The organism is Micromonospora sp. NPDC049523 (genome assembly GCF_040676775.1).
Taxonomy (GTDB): domain Bacteria; phylum Actinomycetota; class Actinomycetes; order Mycobacteriales; family Micromonosporaceae; genus Micromonospora_G.
Genome location: NZ_JBFAPP010000009.1, coordinates 340,528 through 357,046, shown reverse-complemented (window position 1 = coordinate 357,046; position 16,519 = coordinate 340,528). Strand labels below are relative to the sequence as shown.

The window sequence follows — 16,519 nt, the reverse complement described above, 5'->3', positions numbered from 1 at the left end:
GGCACGGATCTCGGCGGCGCTGAGCGCGGGCCGGTACGACCGGACCAGTGCCGCCGCCCCCCGCCGCCCCCCCCCCCCCCGCGCCGCTCCCCCGCGCGACGATCTTGCAGTTGTGGTCGTCCACAAAGCTGGGCAGTTACCGCAATTTGGGCGCCACAACTGCAAGATCGTCGGGGACGGGGACGGGGACGGGGACGGGGACGGGGAGGGGGAGGGGTGGGAGGGCGGGGGTCAGTGCAGGGCGAGGGCGGCGGTGATGATGGCCTGGCTGACGTTGGTCTGGTTGTCGCCCTTGGCGTCGGTTGAGGTGATGGAGAAGGCGATCCGGAAGGTGCCGTCACGGGTGGCGGCGATGGCGCTGGAGTAGCCGTACCGGGAACCGCTCTTGACCCAGAGGATCTCGCCGGTGGGCAGCGGGAACGCGGTCAGGCCGATGCTGTACGCCGCCGGGTCGCCGTCGAGGTCGTCGACCTGCGGGACGGTGAACATCTCGTCGAGCTGGGCGACCGGGAGCAGCCGACCGCCGAACAGGGCCGCGCTGAAGCGGTCCAGGTCGGCGAGGGTGGAGATGATGTCACCCGCGGCCGGGGTGATGGTCTGGCTCCAGTTCGTCACGTCGACCAGTTCGGTCTGCCCGTCGCGGACCACGGTCTGGTAACCGTGGGCGTGCGGGCCGCGGATGGTCGGGTCGTTTCCGGGTACGGAGGTGTCCCGCAACCCCAACGGGACGAAGATCCGGCTCTGCATCTCCCGTGCGTACGAGTGCCCGGTGACCTTCTCGATCAGCATCCCGGCCACGACGTAGCCCATGTTCGTGTACTGCTGCTTCGAGCCCGGTGGGGTGAACACCGGCTCGTTGCGCAGTGCCTCCCGGACGATCCGTTCCTGCGTCCAGCGGTCGTACCGGTGGTCGATCGACCACTCGATGTCGTCCGGGAACGTCGGGCTCGGCAGGCCGCTGGTGTGGTCCAGCAACTGGCGTACGGTCACCTGGTTGTAGTCGTTGGTCAGCAGTCCGGGCAGGTAGCGGCGTACGGGAGCGTCCAGGTCGACCCGGTGCTCGGCGGCGAGTTGCAGTACGACGGTGGCGGTGAAGACCTTCGTGACGCTCCCGATCCGGAACCGGGCGTCCCCTGGCACCGGGGCCCCGGTTCGGAGGTTGCCGACTCCGGCGGCGCCGGTCCAGCAGCCGTCCGGTGTGGTCAGCCGGACCTGGGCGCTGGTCGCCTCCGCGGTCGGCAGTCCGGCGATGGCGGCCCGCAGTCCGCTCCCGTCGAGGGTGCCGGCAGGACAGGCGGCGGGCGGATGGTGTCCGGCGGTCCCCGTCGCGGACGCGGTTCCCAGGGCAAATGCTGTTCCCAGCGCGGATGCTGTTCCCAGCGCGGATGCGGTTCCCGTCGCGGATGCGAGTGCCGGTCCGGCGGTGCCGATCGCGAGGCCGGCGGTGCTTATCGCGAGTGTCGTACCGAGCAGGAGCGCGAGGGCGCCATTGCGGCTCTTGGTGAAGCTCATGCGATTCACCCTCTCGGGCGGCGACCTACCGGACATCGGGGTCGCGACCCCCGGCTTCCCCGGAGGCGTCGCCTTACGGGTGGCCGACGGGCCCGCCCACACCTGAGTCGTGTGTGGACGGGCCCGTCGGGTGGGTGCTGGTCAGCGGCTCTGGAGGGCGTCCAGGGCGACCGCCATGGCGATCACCAGACGGCGGTCGAGCTGCGGGTTCTGGATCTCGATGACGTACTTGTCGCGCAGGCCCCACTTCTTGACCACCGAGAACGCCGGCTGGTCGCCGATCAGGAAGTCGAAGTGGTACGGCAACCAGCTCAGCGAGTCGACGAAGCGACGCAGCAGGGCGACCGGCAGGCTGCGCTCCTGTCCACGGGCGGCACCGAGGCCGGGCTGCTCGACGATCCAGGTCGACCGGAGCAGCGACGCCTTGAAGTCCTTGCGGAACAGGCCGATGCCGTTGCCGGCAGCGTCGGTGATGTCGTACGTCGCACCGAGGTCGATCTTCTGCCGGGCCTTGAAGCCGAGCACCGGCTGCTGCTTGGTGTCGTCGGTGTAGAAGGTGACCTGTTCCTTGAAGGCCATCCGCTTCTGCTGCGCGAACGCCAGGAGTGCACCCTCGGCACCATCGGGCGCCACCGCGCGTACCTCGTACTGGTTCACCATCATGCGCAGCCGCTGGCGTACGTAGAACTGCTGCTGGCCCTGAATGGAATCGACGGACATGATGTGTTCCTCGTTCTGACGAGAGGGAGTGTGGAGGCGCGTCAGCGGATCGTGGATCCGGAGATGGCCCGGGCGATGACCATACGCTGGATCTCTGACGTTCCCTCGAAAATTGTGTATATCTTGGCGTCCCGGTACCACCGTTCTACCGGATGATCCCGGAGGAATCCGGCGCCGCCGAGGATCTGTACGGCTTTTTCGGTGACCGATACGGCCACCTCGCCGGCCTTGAGTTTGGCCATCGAGCCCTCACCGGCGAGGAACGGGCGGTTGTTGCGCCCCATCCAGGCGGCCCGCCAGACGAGCAGCCGGGCGGCGTCGATCTCCATCCGCATGTCGGCCAGGGCGAACGCGACCGCTTGGTGCTCGACGATCGGCCGCCCGAACTGGACCCGCTCCTTCGCGTAGTCGAGCGCGTATTCGTACGCGGCGCGGGCGACGCCGAGGGCCTGTGCGCCGACGGTGGGCCGGGACAGTTCGAAGGTGCGCATGGCGGCCTGTCCGGTGGACCGCTGTCCGGTACGCGCCCGGTCGAGGCGTTCGAGCAGCCGTTCCCTGCCGCCGAGCAGGCAGCGCCCGGGTACGCGTACGTCGTCGAGGAAGACGTCGGCGGTGTGCGAGGCGCGCAGCCCGAGCTTGCGCAGTTTCCGGGTCGCGTGCAGTCCCGCGGTGCCCGGCGGCACGACAAACGCGGTCTGCCCGCGGGAGCCGAGTGTCGGGTCCACCGAGGCGGTGACCACGTGCACCCCGGCTATTCCACCGTTGGTCGCGTACGCCTTCTGCCCGTTCAGCACCCACTCGTCGGTGGCCTCGTCGTAACGGGCCCGGGTACGGATGGCGCTGACGTCGGAGCCGGCCTCGGGTTCGGTGCTGCAGAACGCGGCGACCGCCGGCTCGTCGACGGTGCCGTAACACTGCGGCACCCATTCGACGAGTTGCTCGGGGGTGCCGGTGCCGTAGATGGCGGCGACCGCGAGGGAGGTGCCGAAGATGCCGAGGCCGATGCCGGCGTCACCCCAGAAGAGTTCCTCGCTGGCGATCGGCAGGCTGAGCCCGGTCGGGTCGGACCAGCAGTTAGCGACGAACTCGTAGCCGTACAGGCCGATTTTCGCCGCTTCCTGGATCACCGGCCACGGGGTTTCCTCGCGGCTGTCCCATTCGGCGGCGGCCGGGCGCACGACCTCTTCGGCGAAGCCGTGCACCCAGTCACGCAGGTCGCGCTGTTCCTCGTTCAGGTCGAGCGAGAACTCGGTCACGCCGTTGCCGCCCGGCCGCGTACGTCCATGCTGGTCAGCCCTTGGGCGGTCATGTTGGTCAGCCCTTGGGGATGTCGAAGAGGTTCGCGATGTTGGAGGCCAGGGCGAGGTCGCCCTTTGCCTTGAGCTTGCCGGTCATGAACATCATGACCGGGTTGGCGCCGCCGGAGACGACCTTGAGGAACTCCACCGGGCCGAGGGTGAGGGCGAGCTTCGGGTCGCGGACCGGGGTGCCGGTGACCGTGCAGGTGCCGTTGTCGATGACAACCTCGTAGGTGTCGACGCCGCCGTCGGGCCGGCCGGAGATGTTCCAGTGGATGACGGTGTTGGTCGAGCCGGCACGGTCGGCCCGGAACAGCGACGGCATCCGCTCGAAGATCTGGTCCAGGATGGGGCCCCGGCTGTCGCCCTTCATCACCGTGGCGATCTGCGCGTCCGGAGTGGTCTTCACCAGCTTGGCGAACTGCTTCGGATCCAGGGACGAGAAGCTGGCCGGGTCGAAGTCACTCATGGGTGCACCTTCCGAGAGAGATTGAAGTTACTCTAGCGTAACCTTACGGGTGAGTAGGTATGCTCGCAAGGATGTCGAGCGCCCCCACCTTCAAGCGGCTGCCCCGCGCTGTCCGGGAACAGCAGATGCTCGACGCCGCCGTGAAAGTGTTCTCCCGTCGTGGGTATCACAGCGCGAGCATGGACGACATCGCCGAGGATGCGGGCATCTCGAAGCCCATGGTCTACGCGTACCTCGGAACCAAAGAGAGCCTTTTCACCGCATGCCTGCACCGCGAGGGCACCCGCATGATGGAGGCCATCGTCGGCGCCGTCGCGGCCGAAATGCCCCCGGACGAACAGCTCTGGCGTGCGCTGCGGGCTTTCTTCGGATTCGTCGGTGCGCACCGGGACGGCTGGGCGGTGCTCTACCGGCAGGCCCGCAGCGAGCAGGTGTTCGCCGGTGAGCTGTCCATGATGCGCGCCCGGGTGATCGAGGTGGTCGTCGTGCTGCTGCGCCGCAACCTGCCCACCCCGGCGCCCGGCACCCGCGAGGTCCGCGACATCGACCTTGAGGTGATGGCGTACGCGCTGGTCGGTGCGGCCGAGTCGCTTGCCGAGTGGCTCACCGACCACCCGACCGAGGACCCGGAACGGCTGGCCACCCGACTGATGAACGCCACCTGGCTCGGCGCCGGCCAACTCCGCCTCGGCGAACTCTGGCGCCCACCCGCCGCCTGAGTCTAGGAAGACATAGACGCCACAACGGGGTCCCGGTCATCAGCTTTCGGTGGTGCCGGTTCGGTGGGTCGATCGCGCAGCACGGCCGGCGTCCAGTCCTTGAGCCGCAGCGCCGGCTTCTGCACGAAATGCCAGGAAAGCATCGCGAATCCGGTACTGACCAGGGCGCTGAGCAGGAAGAAGCCGACGAAGCCGATCGCCTGCACCCCGGCCTTGGCCATCACCTGCTGTACGGCGAACGAGTAGATGTACACCCCGTACGAGTAGTCGTTGGTCTGCCCCACCCGGTGCAGCGCCTTCGGCAAGCGCACCGCGAGCCAGATCATCGCGTACGCGTACGCGAGCAGACCCGGACCGAAGACCGTCCCGTCGAAGATGAACCAGCCGACGGTCGCGAGCGAGAGCACACCGAGCACGTCGTTGATCAGCAGTCGCTCGCTGTACTGCTCGGCGACCCAACCGGCGAGGAACATGAACCCGAACCAGAGCATGTAGTTGCGCTGGAGCCCACCGAGCAGCGGCAGCGGGCCGAAGCCGCCGGTGGTCCAGATCGCCGACTGGCTACCGGTCACCTGCTGGTAGTAGTTCCAGCACAGCACGCCGAACACGACGGTCAGCGCGAGCAGTGGCAGCCACCGGAGTTGCCGGCGCAGGAGACTGAGCGCGGACAGGACGGCGATCAGCAGATACCAGGAGATCTCGTAGGCGAGGGTCCACAGCGAACCGTTGAACCCCGCTCCACCCTGCCACCGCCAGTACGGCGTGTCGCCGCGCAGCAGGTCGGCGATGCCCGGTTGTCGCAGCCCGCCCCACCAGTTCTGTCGCAGATAGTCGAGTACGCCACCCGGGCTCCGCCACAACCCGTCGAGCGTGCCGTGCCGCTGGTGGTACAGCAGGGGTGCGATGACGAGGCCCGTGAACAGAAGGCCTACCCACAGGGCGGGCCAGATTCGTATGGCGCGGTGCCAGACGAAGCGGGGTACCGAGTTTCGTCGGGCGCTGCGGGTGATGAGGAAGCCGGATACCACGAAGAAGCCGGCCGTCAGTGTCCCCGCGTCGAGCCCTCGCATGAGCGGACGCCCGAAACCGAGTGCGGCCGTGTGGGTCAGCACGACGCCGAACGCGAACATGAGCCGAAGGAATCCGAAACTGTTCGCACGGCCGGAGTATGCCTCCGCCAACGGCATTGAAAATGGCGTAAACCGGGCACGCCGCAGGCGAGAAGACAAGAAGGACCGCCCTTAGCGGAAGGAATCTGGGGCAGGACAGCGTCCCACAACCACAACACGCCAGCCGGAGCGGCCTTCAGCTCAGGGAACCGACCAGGTGCGGGGCGCCGGAATCGGGGTCGTGCAGGGCGAAGTCCCAGGCCGGGGTGGCATGGAAGTTGACCGCGCCGGGCAGTCGGATCGGCCGCTTGAACGACACCTCGACGGTGAACGCCTCCGGCAGCCGCCCCTCCAACGCGGCCAGGCAGCGCGCCTTGCTCCACATGCCGTGCGCGATCGGGCGCGGATAGCCGAGCAGCCGGGCACCGAGCCGGGAGGTGTGGATCGGGTTCCGGTCACCGGAGACGCGGGCGTAGTCCGTACCCACCTGGGGGGTGACCCGCCACTGCCCGGTGGCGGCCGGCGGTGTCGGGCGGTCACCCGGCTCGTGCCGCTCAACCGCCGTCGGGGTCGGCTCCTTGCGCAGGTACGTCGACACGTCGTGCCAGACCGGCTCCCCGTTCACCGACGCGGTGGCGAGTACGTCGAACTGCCGCCCACGGGCGTGCGGACGCGCGTCGGCGGTACGCACCGCCAGGTCGAGTGTCTCGCCCGCGTCGACCGGCCGGAGCAGACTGATCCGGTTCGCCACGTGCACCAGCCCGAGCAGCGGGAACGGGAAGTCCGGCGCGGTCATCAGCCGCATCGCCAGCGGAAACGCCAGCACGTGCGGGTACGTCGCCGGCAGCGCGTCGGTGAGCCGGAACCCGCACACCCTGTCGTACGCGGCCAGGTGCTCCCGGTCCACGGTGACGCCGTGCAGCAGCAACTCCGTACGCGGCAACGGCGCCTCGACGTCGGGGCGCCCGGCGCCGGCCGACCGGCGGCGACCGGGCAGCAGCGCGGTGACCGCCCGCCGGTAGAGCGCCCCGGTGGCCGGTGCGCTGCTCAGTTCGACCCGTTCGCCCTGGTCCGGGTTGGACATCATGCTCCCAGCAGGCTCTGGCCGCAGACGCGGACGATGTTGCCGGTGACTCCGGCGGAGGTCGGCGCGGCGAACCAGGCGATCGTCTCGGCCACGTCGACCGGTAGTCCGCCCTGCGCCATGCTGTTCAGCCGTCGACCGGCCTCACGCAGGCCGATCGGCATCCTGGCGGTCATCCGGGTCTCGATGAAACCCGGCGCGACCGCGTTGATGGTGATGCCCCGTTCGGCGAGGACCGGTGTCATCGACTGCACCAACCCGATCACCCCGGCCTTGGCGGTGGCGTAGTTGGTCTGGCCCCGGTTGCCGGCGATGCCGGCGATCGAGGAGACGCTGATCATCCGTCCGCCGGCCGGGATCAGGTCGCGGTAGAGCAGCAGGTCGTTGATCCGCTCCTGGCTGGACAGGTTCACCGCGAGCACCGAGTCCCAACCGCCCGCGTCCATCCGGGCGATGGTCCGGTCGCGGGTGATGCCGGCGTTGTGCACCACGATGTCGACCCGGCCGTGCCGGTCGCCGAGCTGGTCGGCGAGCCGGGCCGGCGCGTCGGACGCGGTCAGATCAAGCTGTACGGCGCTGCCCCGGATGTCGTTCGCCACGTCGGCGAGCAGGTCCCCGACCGCCGGTACGTCCAACGCGACCACGTGTGCGCCGTCGCGGGCGAGCACCTGCGCGACCGCGGTGCCGATCCCTCGGGCGGCGCCGGTGACCAGTGCGACCTTGCCGGCGAGCGGCCGGTCCCAGTCGATCCGTTCCCGGTCGCCCTCGTCGCCGGTGCCCGGGTCGGTGACCCGGACGACCTGCCCGGAGACGTACGCGGACCGGCCGGAGAGCAGGAAACGCAGCGTCGACTCGATCGCGTACCCGGCGGTGCGGTCGACGTAGACGAGTTGGGCGGTGATGCCCCGGCCGAACTCCTTGCCGATGCTGCGGGTCAGTCCTTCGAGGGCACGCTGGGCGGTGGCTTCGCGTGGGGCGGCGCACGACTCCGGCGGGGTGCCGAGCACGATCACCCGTCCGCTCGGCAGCACCGAGCGTGCGTACGCGTGGAAGAAGTCGTAGAGCGGGCGAAGCCCGGCCGAGTCGGTGACCCCGGTGGCGTCGTACACCAGTGCGGCGTGCCGGATGCCTCCACCCGTGGTGGTGTCGGCTGACGTGGTGTCGGCCGTTCTCGTCTCGGTCGACGGCGGGTCGGTGAGTTCGACGCCGGCCGAGGTGAGCAGCTTCGTGACGGGTTCGCGCAGCCGGCCGCCGGGAGCGGCGTCGAACAGAACGGGACCAGGTACGAGAGGATCGCCCGGCCGGTATCGGCGCAGTCTCGGCGGATCGGGCAGGCCGAGTCGCTTGACGAGGGCGCGGCCGGCGCCTGAGTTCGCGAAGCTCGCGTACCTGTCACTCATAGGCGTAGCCTACTGGTGAGTAGGTTTGGTGCAAGCCCTGAACGAGGAGACGGGAACGTGGAGACCGTACGTCGCGTCGCGGTGCTCGGGGGCAATCGCATCCCGTTCGCCCGTTCCAACGGCCGCTATGCCGATGCATCCAACCAGGACATGCTCACCGCCGCGCTGAACGGACTGGTGGCCCGGTTCGGGCTGGCCGGGGAGCAGATCGGCGAGGTCGTCGCCGGGGCGGTGCTCAAACACTCCCGCGACTTCAACCTCACCCGCGAGGTGGTGCTCGGCTCCCGGCTCGACCCGCGCACCCCCGCGTACGACCTCCAGCAGGCATGCGGCACCGGGCTGGAAGCGACCATCCTGGTCGGCAACAAGATCGCCCTCGGGCAGATCGACGTCGGCATCGCCGGTGGCGTGGACACCACCTCCGACGCGCCGCTCGCGGTCAACGAGGAGTTCCGGCGTACCCTGCTCAAGCTCAACTCCGCCCGTACGCCGCTCGCCCGGTTGCGTGCCGCGGCCCGGCTCCGCCCCCACCAGCCGTTCCTGCCCGAGACGCCGCGCAACGCCGAACCGCGTACGGGACTGTCGATGGGGGAGCACGCCGCGATCACCGCCCTGCGCTGGGGGATCGGCCGGCAGGCTCAGGACGCGCTGGCGCTCGCCTCGCACCGGCGACTTGCCGCCGCGTACGAGCGCGGCTTCTTCGACGACCTGGTGACCCCTTATCTCGGGCTGACCCGGGACCAGAACCTGCGGCCGGACACCTCGATCGAGAAGCTCGGCGCGCTACAGCCGGTCTTCGGCACCCGTGGCCCGGGTCGGGCGGGCGCCACGATGACGGCCGGCAACTCGTCCCCGCTGACCGACGGCGCCTCGACCGTGCTGCTCGCCTCCGAGGAGTGGGCTGCCGCGCACCACCTGCCGGTGCTGGCGTACCTGACGTTCTCCGAGGTCGCCGCGGTGGACTTCGTACACGGCGACGAGGGGCTGCTGATGGCACCCGCGTACGCGGTGCCCCGGATGCTGGCCCGAGCCGGACTGAGCCTGACCGACTTCGACTACTACGAGATCCACGAGGCGTTCGCGTCGCAGGTGCTGGCCACCCTCGCCGCCTGGGAGTCGGCCGACTTCTGCAAGGACCGGCTCGGGCTCGACGGTCCACTGGGGACGATCGACCGTACGAAGCTGAACGTCAACGGTTCCTCGCTCGCCGCCGGGCACCCGTTCGCCGCAACCGGTGGCCGGATCGTCGCCACCCTGGCCAAGCTGCTGCACGAAGACGCCCGCGACCCCGCCGGAGGCTCTGCCGCCCGCCCCCGCCGCGGCCTCATCTCCATCTGCGCCTCCGGCGGCCAAGGCGTAGTAGCCATCCTCGAACGCTGACCCACTCTGCCGCTATCGCCCACCCACCCACCCGCCCACCCGCCCACCGCCCCCAGTGAAGTTGACCATGAAGTTAGCGACGGAATTTCGCCCCGGCAGCGTCGCTAACTTCATGATCAACGCGTTTCGGGGCGGGGCGGTGGGGGTTGGTGGGGGTCAGTGTGGGAGGAGGAGGGCGGGGAGGGTGGTTGTGGTTAGTTTGTCAGCTTCGTTTTCCGTCAACGGGTGGTGGTTGGTCAGGAGGCGGAAGACTAGGGGGCCGAAGAGGAGGTCGGTGGCGGTTTCGGCGTCTATGCCGGGGCGGGTTTCGCCTCGGTCTACCGCGCGTTGCCAGAGTTGGGCTACGGCTCGGCGGCGGTCGGCCAGGAAGTACTCGCGGAAGTAGGCGGCGCCCGAAGGATCGTCCACACAGGCCGCTATGAGCTGGGCGAACACCCGGCCGTCGGGGCTGGCGTAGAAGGCGCTGACCTGGCGTACCTGGGCGGTCAGATCACCGCGGGCGCTGCCGGTGTCGGGCAGCGGGAGCGCGTCGGCCATCATCCGGCCGAACGCGTTCGCCGCCAACGCCGTACGGCAGGGCCAGTGTTTGTAGATCGTCGCCTTGCTCACGCCGGAGCGGGCGGCGATGGCGTCGACCGTGGCGGCGGGGACGCCACCCTCGCGCAGCAGTTCCTCGGTCGTACGCAGCAGACACTCGTGGATCCGGTCGCTGCGCCCGCCCGTGGGGTAGGCGAGGATGCCGTCCGCCCCCGCCACTGCGTCCGCCCCCGCCGCCTCGGCCATCAGAATGCTCCGGCCATCAGAATGCCTCGGCCATCAGAATGCCCCGAGCATCAGGCGGCCTTGGCCAGGGTGTCGTACTCGGCGTCGGTGAGTTTGATCGAGGCCGCGGCGATGTTCTGCTCCAGGTGGGCGACGGTCGACGTGCCGGGGATGGGCAGCATCACCGGCGAGCGCTTGAGCAGCCAGGCGAGCGCGAGTTGGGCCGGGGTGGCGCCGTGGTCATGGGCGATCCGGGAGAGCGAGCTTCCCTCGCGGGCGAGCGGGCCGCTGGCCAGCGGCGCCCACGGGATGAAGCCGATGCCGTGCTCCGCGGAGTAGTCGAGCAGGTCCTCGGCCGAGCGCTCGCCGACGTTGTAGCGGTTCTGCACCGACACGATGTCCGCGAACTTCGACGCGGCCTCGACGTCGGCGACCGACACCTCGCTGAGCCCGATGTGCCGGATCTTGCCCTCGTCCTGGAGTGCCTTCAGTTCGCCGATCTGGTCGGCCAGCGGGACGCTGCGGTCGATCCGGTGTAGTTGGAACAGGTCGATCCGGTCCACCCCGAGGTGGCGCAGGCTCAGTTCGGCCTGCTGACGCAGGTATTCCGGACGACCCACCGGCGTCCATCGGCCGGGGCCCTGTCGGGTGAAGCCGGCCTTGGTCGCGATGACCAGGTTCTCCGGGTACGGGTGCAGCGCCTTCTTGATCAGCAGTTCGGCGGTGAACGGGCCGTACGAGTCGGCCGTGTCGATGAAGTCGACGCCCAGTTCGACCGAGCGTCGCAGTACGCGTACGGCCTCGTCGGGATCGCGCGGGTCGCCCCACACGCCGTCGCCGGTGAGTCGCATGGAGCCGAATCCGAGCCGGGTGACCGGCAGGTCTCCGCCGAGCAGGAAGGTGCCGCTGGTTGATGCGCTGATGGCTGCGTCTGTCATGTGAAACTCCCACCGAACGGAACGGATCTTGAAGAGAACTGAACCGAACTGAACTGAACGAACAGTTCACTCTAGGTCGGGTGCGGCCTCCCGACCAGCTCGGTTGATCGACGCGGGCGGACCTGGTTGCCTGGGGGCGGTCATTTCTCGGGGCGGGCTGGGCGGTTACCCCCAGGCTCGGAAGGAGCGCGGCGATGTCGAGCAGGGCTGCCCTCGCGCCACTACGTCACGCACCGTTCCGTTACCTCGCCATCGGCCGGTTCGTGAACGTGCTCGGCAACTCCGTCGCGCCGACCGCGCTGGCGTTCGCCGTACTCGACCTGACCGGGTCCGTACGCGATCTCGGTCTGGTGGTCGGCGCCCGGTCGCTGGCGAACGTGCTGTTCCTGCTCTTCGGCGGGGTGCTCGCCGACCGGCTGCCCCGGCAGGCGGTGATGGTCGTCTCCTGCACGTTGGCCTCCCTCACCCAGGCGGCGGTCGCCACGCTGGTGCTCACCGGGCACGCGACGATCCCGCTGCTGCTCGTACTCAGCGCGGTCAACGGCACGGTGAGCGCCTTCGCCTTCCCCGCCGCCGCCGCGCTGACGCCGCAGACCGTGCCGGCGCAACTGTTGCAGTCGGCGAACGCGCTCAGCCGGCTCGGCGTGAACATCGGCTCGATCGGTGGCGCCTCGGCCGGCGGCATACTGGTCGCCGCCGTCGGGCCGGGCTGGGGCATCGCCGTCGACGCGTTGACGTTCGCGCTGGCCGGGCTGGCTTTCGCCGGCGTACGCGTGGCCGGGGTGCGGGACCTGAGCCAGGCTCGGCGCAGCACCTGGACCGAGTTGCGGGAGGGCTGGACGGAGTTCGTCTCGCGTACCTGGGTCTGGGTGGTGGTGCTCGGCTTCATGCTGCTCAACGCGGCGATGAGCAGCGGTGTCGGCGTACTCGGCCCGGCCGTCGCCGACGAGACGATCGGGCGCAAGGCGTGGGGGCTGGTGTTGGCGGCACAGACCCTGGGCCTGGTGGTCGGGGCGCTGATCGCGCTGCGGCTGCGGGTACGCCGGCTGTTGCTGCTCGGGGTGGCCTGCATGCTGGGGGCGGCACCGCTGCTGCTCGCGCTCGCGGTGGCGCCGGTTTTCGCACTCCTGGTGCCGGCCGCGTTCCTCGGCGGTCTGGCGATGGAACAGTTCGGTGTCGCCTGGGAGACGTCGGTGCAGCAGTACGTGCCCGCCGACCGGCTAGCCCGGGTCTACTCGTACGACGCGCTCGGCTCGTTCCTGGCGATCCCGCTCGGCCAGATCGCCATCGGGCCGGTGGCGGTCGCGCTGGGCAACGAGACGACCCTGCTGATCGCCGCCGGGCTGATCACACTGTCGGTGCTCGGCATGCTGAGCAGCCGGGACGTACGCCGGCTGCCCAGCCGGCACGTGCCCGCGCGCTTCGGTGAGGACGCCGAGGGTCCGCGGACGTCGCCCGATCCGGTGGAATTACCCGGCTGAGGGGAGAGCCCGGTCCGATACCCGATTCGGTGTCGACGGTGGAGATCGTGACGAGGGTCGTACGATCCGTCGAGATGGTCCGTCGGCGGAAAAGGGGTTCCATGAGTACCGGGGTCGAAACGCTCGAGTTCCAGGCAGAGGCGCGCCAGCTCTTGCAGTTGATGATCCACTCGATCTATTCGAACAAGGACATCTTCCTGCGGGAGCTGATCTCCAATGCCTCGGACGCGCTGGACAAGCTGAGGTTGGAATCGCTGGTCGACAAGGAGCTGGAGGTCGACACCTCCGACCTGCACATCCAGATCGAGGTCGACCGCGAGCAGCGCACGCTGACCGTACGGGACAACGGCATCGGCATGACGCGGGACGAGGTTGTCGGGCTGATCGGCACGATCGCGAAGTCCGGCACCGCCGAGTTGTTGCGGCAGCTCAAGGAGTCGAAGGACGCGGCCGCCTCGCAGGACCTGATCGGCCAGTTTGGTGTCGGTTTCTATTCCACCTTCATGGTGGCCGACAAGGTGACGCTGGTCAGCCGGCGGGTAGGTGAGCAGGACGGCACCCGGTGGGAGTCCGACGGCGCGGGGACGTACACCGTCGAGCCGGTCGCCGACGCACCGCAAGGCACGGCCGTCACCGTGCACCTCAAGCCGGAGGACGAGGAGGACCAGCTCTTCGACTACACCACCGAGTGGAAGATCCGCGAGCTGGTCAAGCGCTACTCCGACTTCATCGCGTGGCCGATTCGGATGGAGGTCGAGCGGCCCGCCTCCGACGCCGACGGCGAGGGTGACGACGCCCCGAAGCACGAGGTCAAGACGCTCAACTCGATGAAGGCGCTCTGGGCCCGCCCGCGCAACGAGGTCAGCGACGAGGAGTACAACGAGTTCTACCGGCACGTCAGCCGGGACTGGAACGACCCGCTGGAAATCATCCGGATGAAGGGCGAGGGCACCTTCGAGTACGAGGCGCTGCTCTTCATCCCGTCCCAGGCACCGTTCGACCTGTTCACCCGGGACGCCAAGCTCGGCATCCAGCTCTACGTCAAGCGTGTGTTCATCATGGACGACTGCCAGGCGCTGATGCCGGAGTACCTGCGCTTCGTCAAGGGTGTGGTGGACGCGCACGACCTGTCGCTGAACATCTCGCGGGAGATCCTCCAGCAGGACCGCCAGATCCAGCTCATGCGTCGCCGCCTGGTGAAGAAGGTGCTGTCGACGGTCAAGGACCTGATGGGCCAGGACGCCGACAAGTACGGCACCTTCTGGCGGGAGTTCGGCCGGGCGGTCAAGGAGGGGCTGCTCAACGACTTCGAGAACCAGCGCGCGATCCTCGACATCTCCTCCTTCGCCTCGACCCACGACCCGGAGCAACTGGTCACGCTCCAGCAGTACGTCGAGCGGATGAAGGAGGGGCAGACCGACATCTACTACATGACCGGCGAGTCCCGGAAGATGATTGAGAACTCGCCGCACATGGAGGCGTTCCACGCCAAGGGCTACGAGGTGCTGCTGCTGACCGACCCGGTCGACGAGATGTGGGTCGAGGCGGTCCGCGACTTCGACGGCAAGCAGTTGCGCTCGATCGCCAAGGGCCAGGTCGACCTCGACGCGGAGCAGGAGGACAAGGCCGACGAGCCCGACCGCGACCAGCAGAAGGAGGAGTACGCCGCCCTCCTGACCTGGCTGTCGACGCAGCTCACGGAGCAGGTGAAGGAGGTACGCCTGTCGTCGCGCCTCACCACCTCCCCGGCGATCCTGGTCGGCGACGCGCAGGACATGACTCCGACGCTGGAGCGGATGTACCGGGCGATGGGCCAGGAGGTGCCGCAGATCAAGCGAATCCTCGAACTGAACCCGACACACCCGCTGGTCACCGGCCTCCGCAAGGCCCACGAGCAGCGTTCCGAGGACCCGGCCGTCGCCGAGACCGCCGAACTCCTCTACGGCACCGCCCTACTGGCCGAAGGCGGCGAACTCCCCGACCCCGCCCGCTTCGCCCGCCTCCTTGCCGACCGCCTAGCCCGCACCCTCTAACCACCCCCGACAACGGCGTCGATCATGAAGTTAGCGACGGTTTTCGAGCGATTTCCCGTCGCTAACTTCATGATCAACCGGGTTGGTCGGGGTGGGGATGGGGGGGTGCGGGGGGTGCGGGAGGATGGGGGGTGTGACGGAGAGCAGCGGAGACCGGGCCCGGGTTCCTAATGTGCTGGCGGGGCGGTATGCCTCGATCGAGCTGGTGCGGCTCTGGTCGCCGGAGGAGAAGATCCGGATGGAACGGCGGCTCTGGCTCGCCGTACTCCGGGCACAGCGGGACCTCGGCGTGCCGCTGCCGGACGGCGTGGTCGAGGCGTACGAGCGGGTGCTGGACCAGGTTGACCTGGAGTCGATCGCGGCCCGTGAGCGGGTCACCCGGCACGACGTCAAGGCGCGGATCGAGGAGTTCAGCGCGCTGGCCGGGCACGAGCACGTGCACAAGGGCATGACCTCCCGCGACCTGACCGAGAACGTCGAGCAGCTACAGATCCGCGCCTCGCTGGAGCTGATCCGGGACCGGGTGGTCGCCACCCTCGCCCGGCTGGCCCGGCTCGCGGTCGAGCACTCCGACCTGGTCATGACCGGACGCTCACACAACGTGGCGGCGCAGGCGACCACGCTGGGCAAGCGGTTCGCGTCGGCGGCCGAGGAACTGCTCATCGCGTACGAGCGGCTCAGTGACCTGATCGACCGGTACCCGCTGCGGGGGATCAAGGGTCCGGTCGGCACCGCCGCCGACCAGCTCGACCTCTTCGACGGTGACGACGAGCGGCTGGCCGAGCTGGAACGGCGGGTCGCCGGGCACCTCGGTTTCCGCCGCGTGCTGGACAGCGTCGGCCAGGTCTACCCACGCTCCCTCGACTTCGACGTGGTGGCCGCGCTGGCACAGACCGCGGCGGCGCCGTCGTCGCTGGCCACCACGATCCGGCTGATGGTCGGCCAGGAACTGGTCACCGAGGGCTTCCGCCCCGGCCAGGTCGGCTCCAGCGCCATGCCGCACAAGATGAACACCCGGTCCAGCGAGCGGGTCAACGGGCTCGCCGTGATCATCCGGGGCTACCTGTCGATGGTCGGCGAGCTGGCCGGCGACCAGTGGAACGAGGGCGACGTCTCCTGCTCGGTGGTCCGCCGGGTGGCGCTGCCGGACGCGTTCTTCGCCGCCGACGGACTGTTCCAGACCTTCCTCACCGTGCTCGACGAGTTCGGCGCGTACCCGGCGGTGATCGCCCGCGAGCTGGACCGCTACCTGCCGTTCCTGGCGACCACGAAGCTCCTGGTGGCGGCCGTGCGTCGGGGCGTGGGCCGGGAGGTCGCGCACGAGGTGATCAAGGAGCACGCGGTCTCGGTGGCGCTGGCCATGCGGGAGAAGGGTACGACCGAGAACGACCTGTTCGACCGGCTCGCCACCGACGGCCGGCTGGGACTGAGCCGGGCCGAGATCGACGCACTGGTCGCCGACCGGGCGGCCTTCGCCGGTGCGGCACCGGCCCAGGTACGGGCGGTTGCCGACCGGGTCGCCGAGGTCGTCGCGGCACACCCGGAGGCGGCCGGCTACCACCCGGCTCCGATTCTCTAGACCGGTTCCCGGAGGGTCCTGTAGACCGGTTCCGG

14 protein-coding genes are annotated in these 16,519 nt (G+C 69.2%); 5 read left to right on the top strand and 9 right to left on the bottom strand.

Features of this window, described 5'->3' with window-relative positions; translation table 11 throughout:
- Positions 1-231: 231 nt before the first annotated feature.
- The 4 genes from AB0J90_RS17235 to AB0J90_RS17220 all read right to left on the bottom strand — a co-directional run bounded on the left by AB0J90_RS17235 (position 232) and on the right by AB0J90_RS17220 (position 3,999).
- Entirely contained in the window at positions 232-1,512 is a 1,281-nt protein-coding gene (locus AB0J90_RS17235; protein WP_363596811.1) for a serine hydrolase domain-containing protein, read from the bottom strand.
- 141 nt (positions 1,513-1,653) lie between these two features.
- Complete coding sequence (locus AB0J90_RS17230; protein WP_363596809.1) at positions 1,654-2,232, bottom strand: hypothetical protein; 579 nt, start codon at positions 2,230-2,232, stop codon at positions 1,654-1,656.
- A gap of 41 nt (positions 2,233-2,273) precedes the next feature.
- The gene (locus tag AB0J90_RS17225) at positions 2,274-3,488 is read right to left on the bottom strand and encodes an acyl-CoA dehydrogenase family protein (RefSeq protein ID WP_363596807.1); all 1,215 of its coding nucleotides are present in this window, start codon (positions 3,486-3,488) and stop codon (positions 2,274-2,276) included.
- Between the two features lie 58 nt (positions 3,489-3,546).
- Positions 3,547-3,999: an SCP2 sterol-binding domain-containing protein gene (locus tag AB0J90_RS17220; protein WP_326562056.1), complete on the bottom strand. Its 453-nt coding sequence runs from the start codon at positions 3,997-3,999 to the stop codon at positions 3,547-3,549.
- 71 nt (positions 4,000-4,070) lie between these two features.
- Here AB0J90_RS17220 and AB0J90_RS17215 point away from each other — a divergent pair, with 71 nt between their 5' ends.
- The gene (locus tag AB0J90_RS17215; protein WP_363596805.1) at positions 4,071-4,718 is read left to right on the top strand and encodes a TetR/AcrR family transcriptional regulator; all 648 of its coding nucleotides are present in this window, start codon (positions 4,071-4,073) and stop codon (positions 4,716-4,718) included.
- A gap of 2 nt (positions 4,719-4,720) precedes the next feature.
- Here AB0J90_RS17215 and AB0J90_RS17210 read toward each other — a convergent pair whose 3' ends face one another.
- The 3 genes from AB0J90_RS17210 to AB0J90_RS17200 all read right to left on the bottom strand — a co-directional run bounded on the left by AB0J90_RS17210 (position 4,721) and on the right by AB0J90_RS17200 (position 8,311).
- Positions 4,721-5,848, bottom strand: coding sequence for an acyltransferase (locus tag AB0J90_RS17210; RefSeq protein WP_363596803.1), 1,128 nt, complete (start codon positions 5,846-5,848; stop codon positions 4,721-4,723).
- Positions 5,849-6,023: 175 nt separating this feature from the next.
- Positions 6,024-6,914, bottom strand: a complete 891-nt coding sequence (locus AB0J90_RS17205; RefSeq protein ID WP_363596801.1) for a MaoC/PaaZ C-terminal domain-containing protein — start codon at positions 6,912-6,914, stop codon at positions 6,024-6,026.
- Positions 6,911-8,311 carry a 3-oxoacyl-ACP reductase gene (locus AB0J90_RS17200; RefSeq protein ID WP_363596799.1) on the bottom strand — a complete coding sequence of 467 codons (1,401 nt, stop codon included), beginning with the start codon at positions 8,309-8,311 and terminating at the stop codon, positions 6,911-6,913. The genes AB0J90_RS17205 and AB0J90_RS17200 overlap by 4 nt, the downstream gene beginning before the upstream one ends.
- Positions 8,312-8,368: 57 nt before the next feature.
- Here AB0J90_RS17200 and AB0J90_RS17195 point away from each other — a divergent pair, with 57 nt between their 5' ends.
- Entirely contained in the window at positions 8,369-9,691 is a 1,323-nt protein-coding gene (locus AB0J90_RS17195) for an acetyl-CoA C-acetyltransferase (RefSeq protein ID WP_363596797.1), read from the top strand.
- Between the two features lie 156 nt (positions 9,692-9,847).
- Here the strand turns inward: AB0J90_RS17195 and AB0J90_RS17190 are convergent, their stop codons facing one another.
- Positions 9,848-10,474: a TetR/AcrR family transcriptional regulator gene (locus AB0J90_RS17190; RefSeq protein ID WP_363596795.1), complete on the bottom strand. Its 627-nt coding sequence runs from the start codon at positions 10,472-10,474 to the stop codon at positions 9,848-9,850.
- Between the two features lie 50 nt (positions 10,475-10,524).
- A complete protein-coding gene (locus AB0J90_RS17185) occupies positions 10,525-11,391 on the bottom strand; it encodes an aldo/keto reductase (RefSeq protein WP_363596793.1) in 867 nt (288 codons plus the stop codon).
- Between the two features lie 194 nt (positions 11,392-11,585).
- Between AB0J90_RS17185 and AB0J90_RS17180 the strand changes: the two genes are divergently transcribed.
- From AB0J90_RS17180 to purB, 3 genes are all read left to right on the top strand, one after another.
- Positions 11,586-12,872, top strand: a complete 1,287-nt coding sequence (locus AB0J90_RS17180) for an MFS transporter (protein WP_363596791.1) — start codon at positions 11,586-11,588, stop codon at positions 12,870-12,872.
- A 101-nt stretch (positions 12,873-12,973) separates the two neighbouring features.
- Entirely contained in the window at positions 12,974-14,905 is a 1,932-nt protein-coding gene (htpG, locus tag AB0J90_RS17175; RefSeq protein ID WP_363596789.1) for a molecular chaperone HtpG, read from the top strand.
- A 133-nt stretch (positions 14,906-15,038) separates the two neighbouring features.
- Positions 15,039-16,484, top strand: a complete 1,446-nt coding sequence (gene purB, locus AB0J90_RS17170; RefSeq protein WP_363596787.1) for an adenylosuccinate lyase — start codon at positions 15,039-15,041, stop codon at positions 16,482-16,484.
- Positions 16,485-16,519 lie beyond the last annotated feature (35 nt).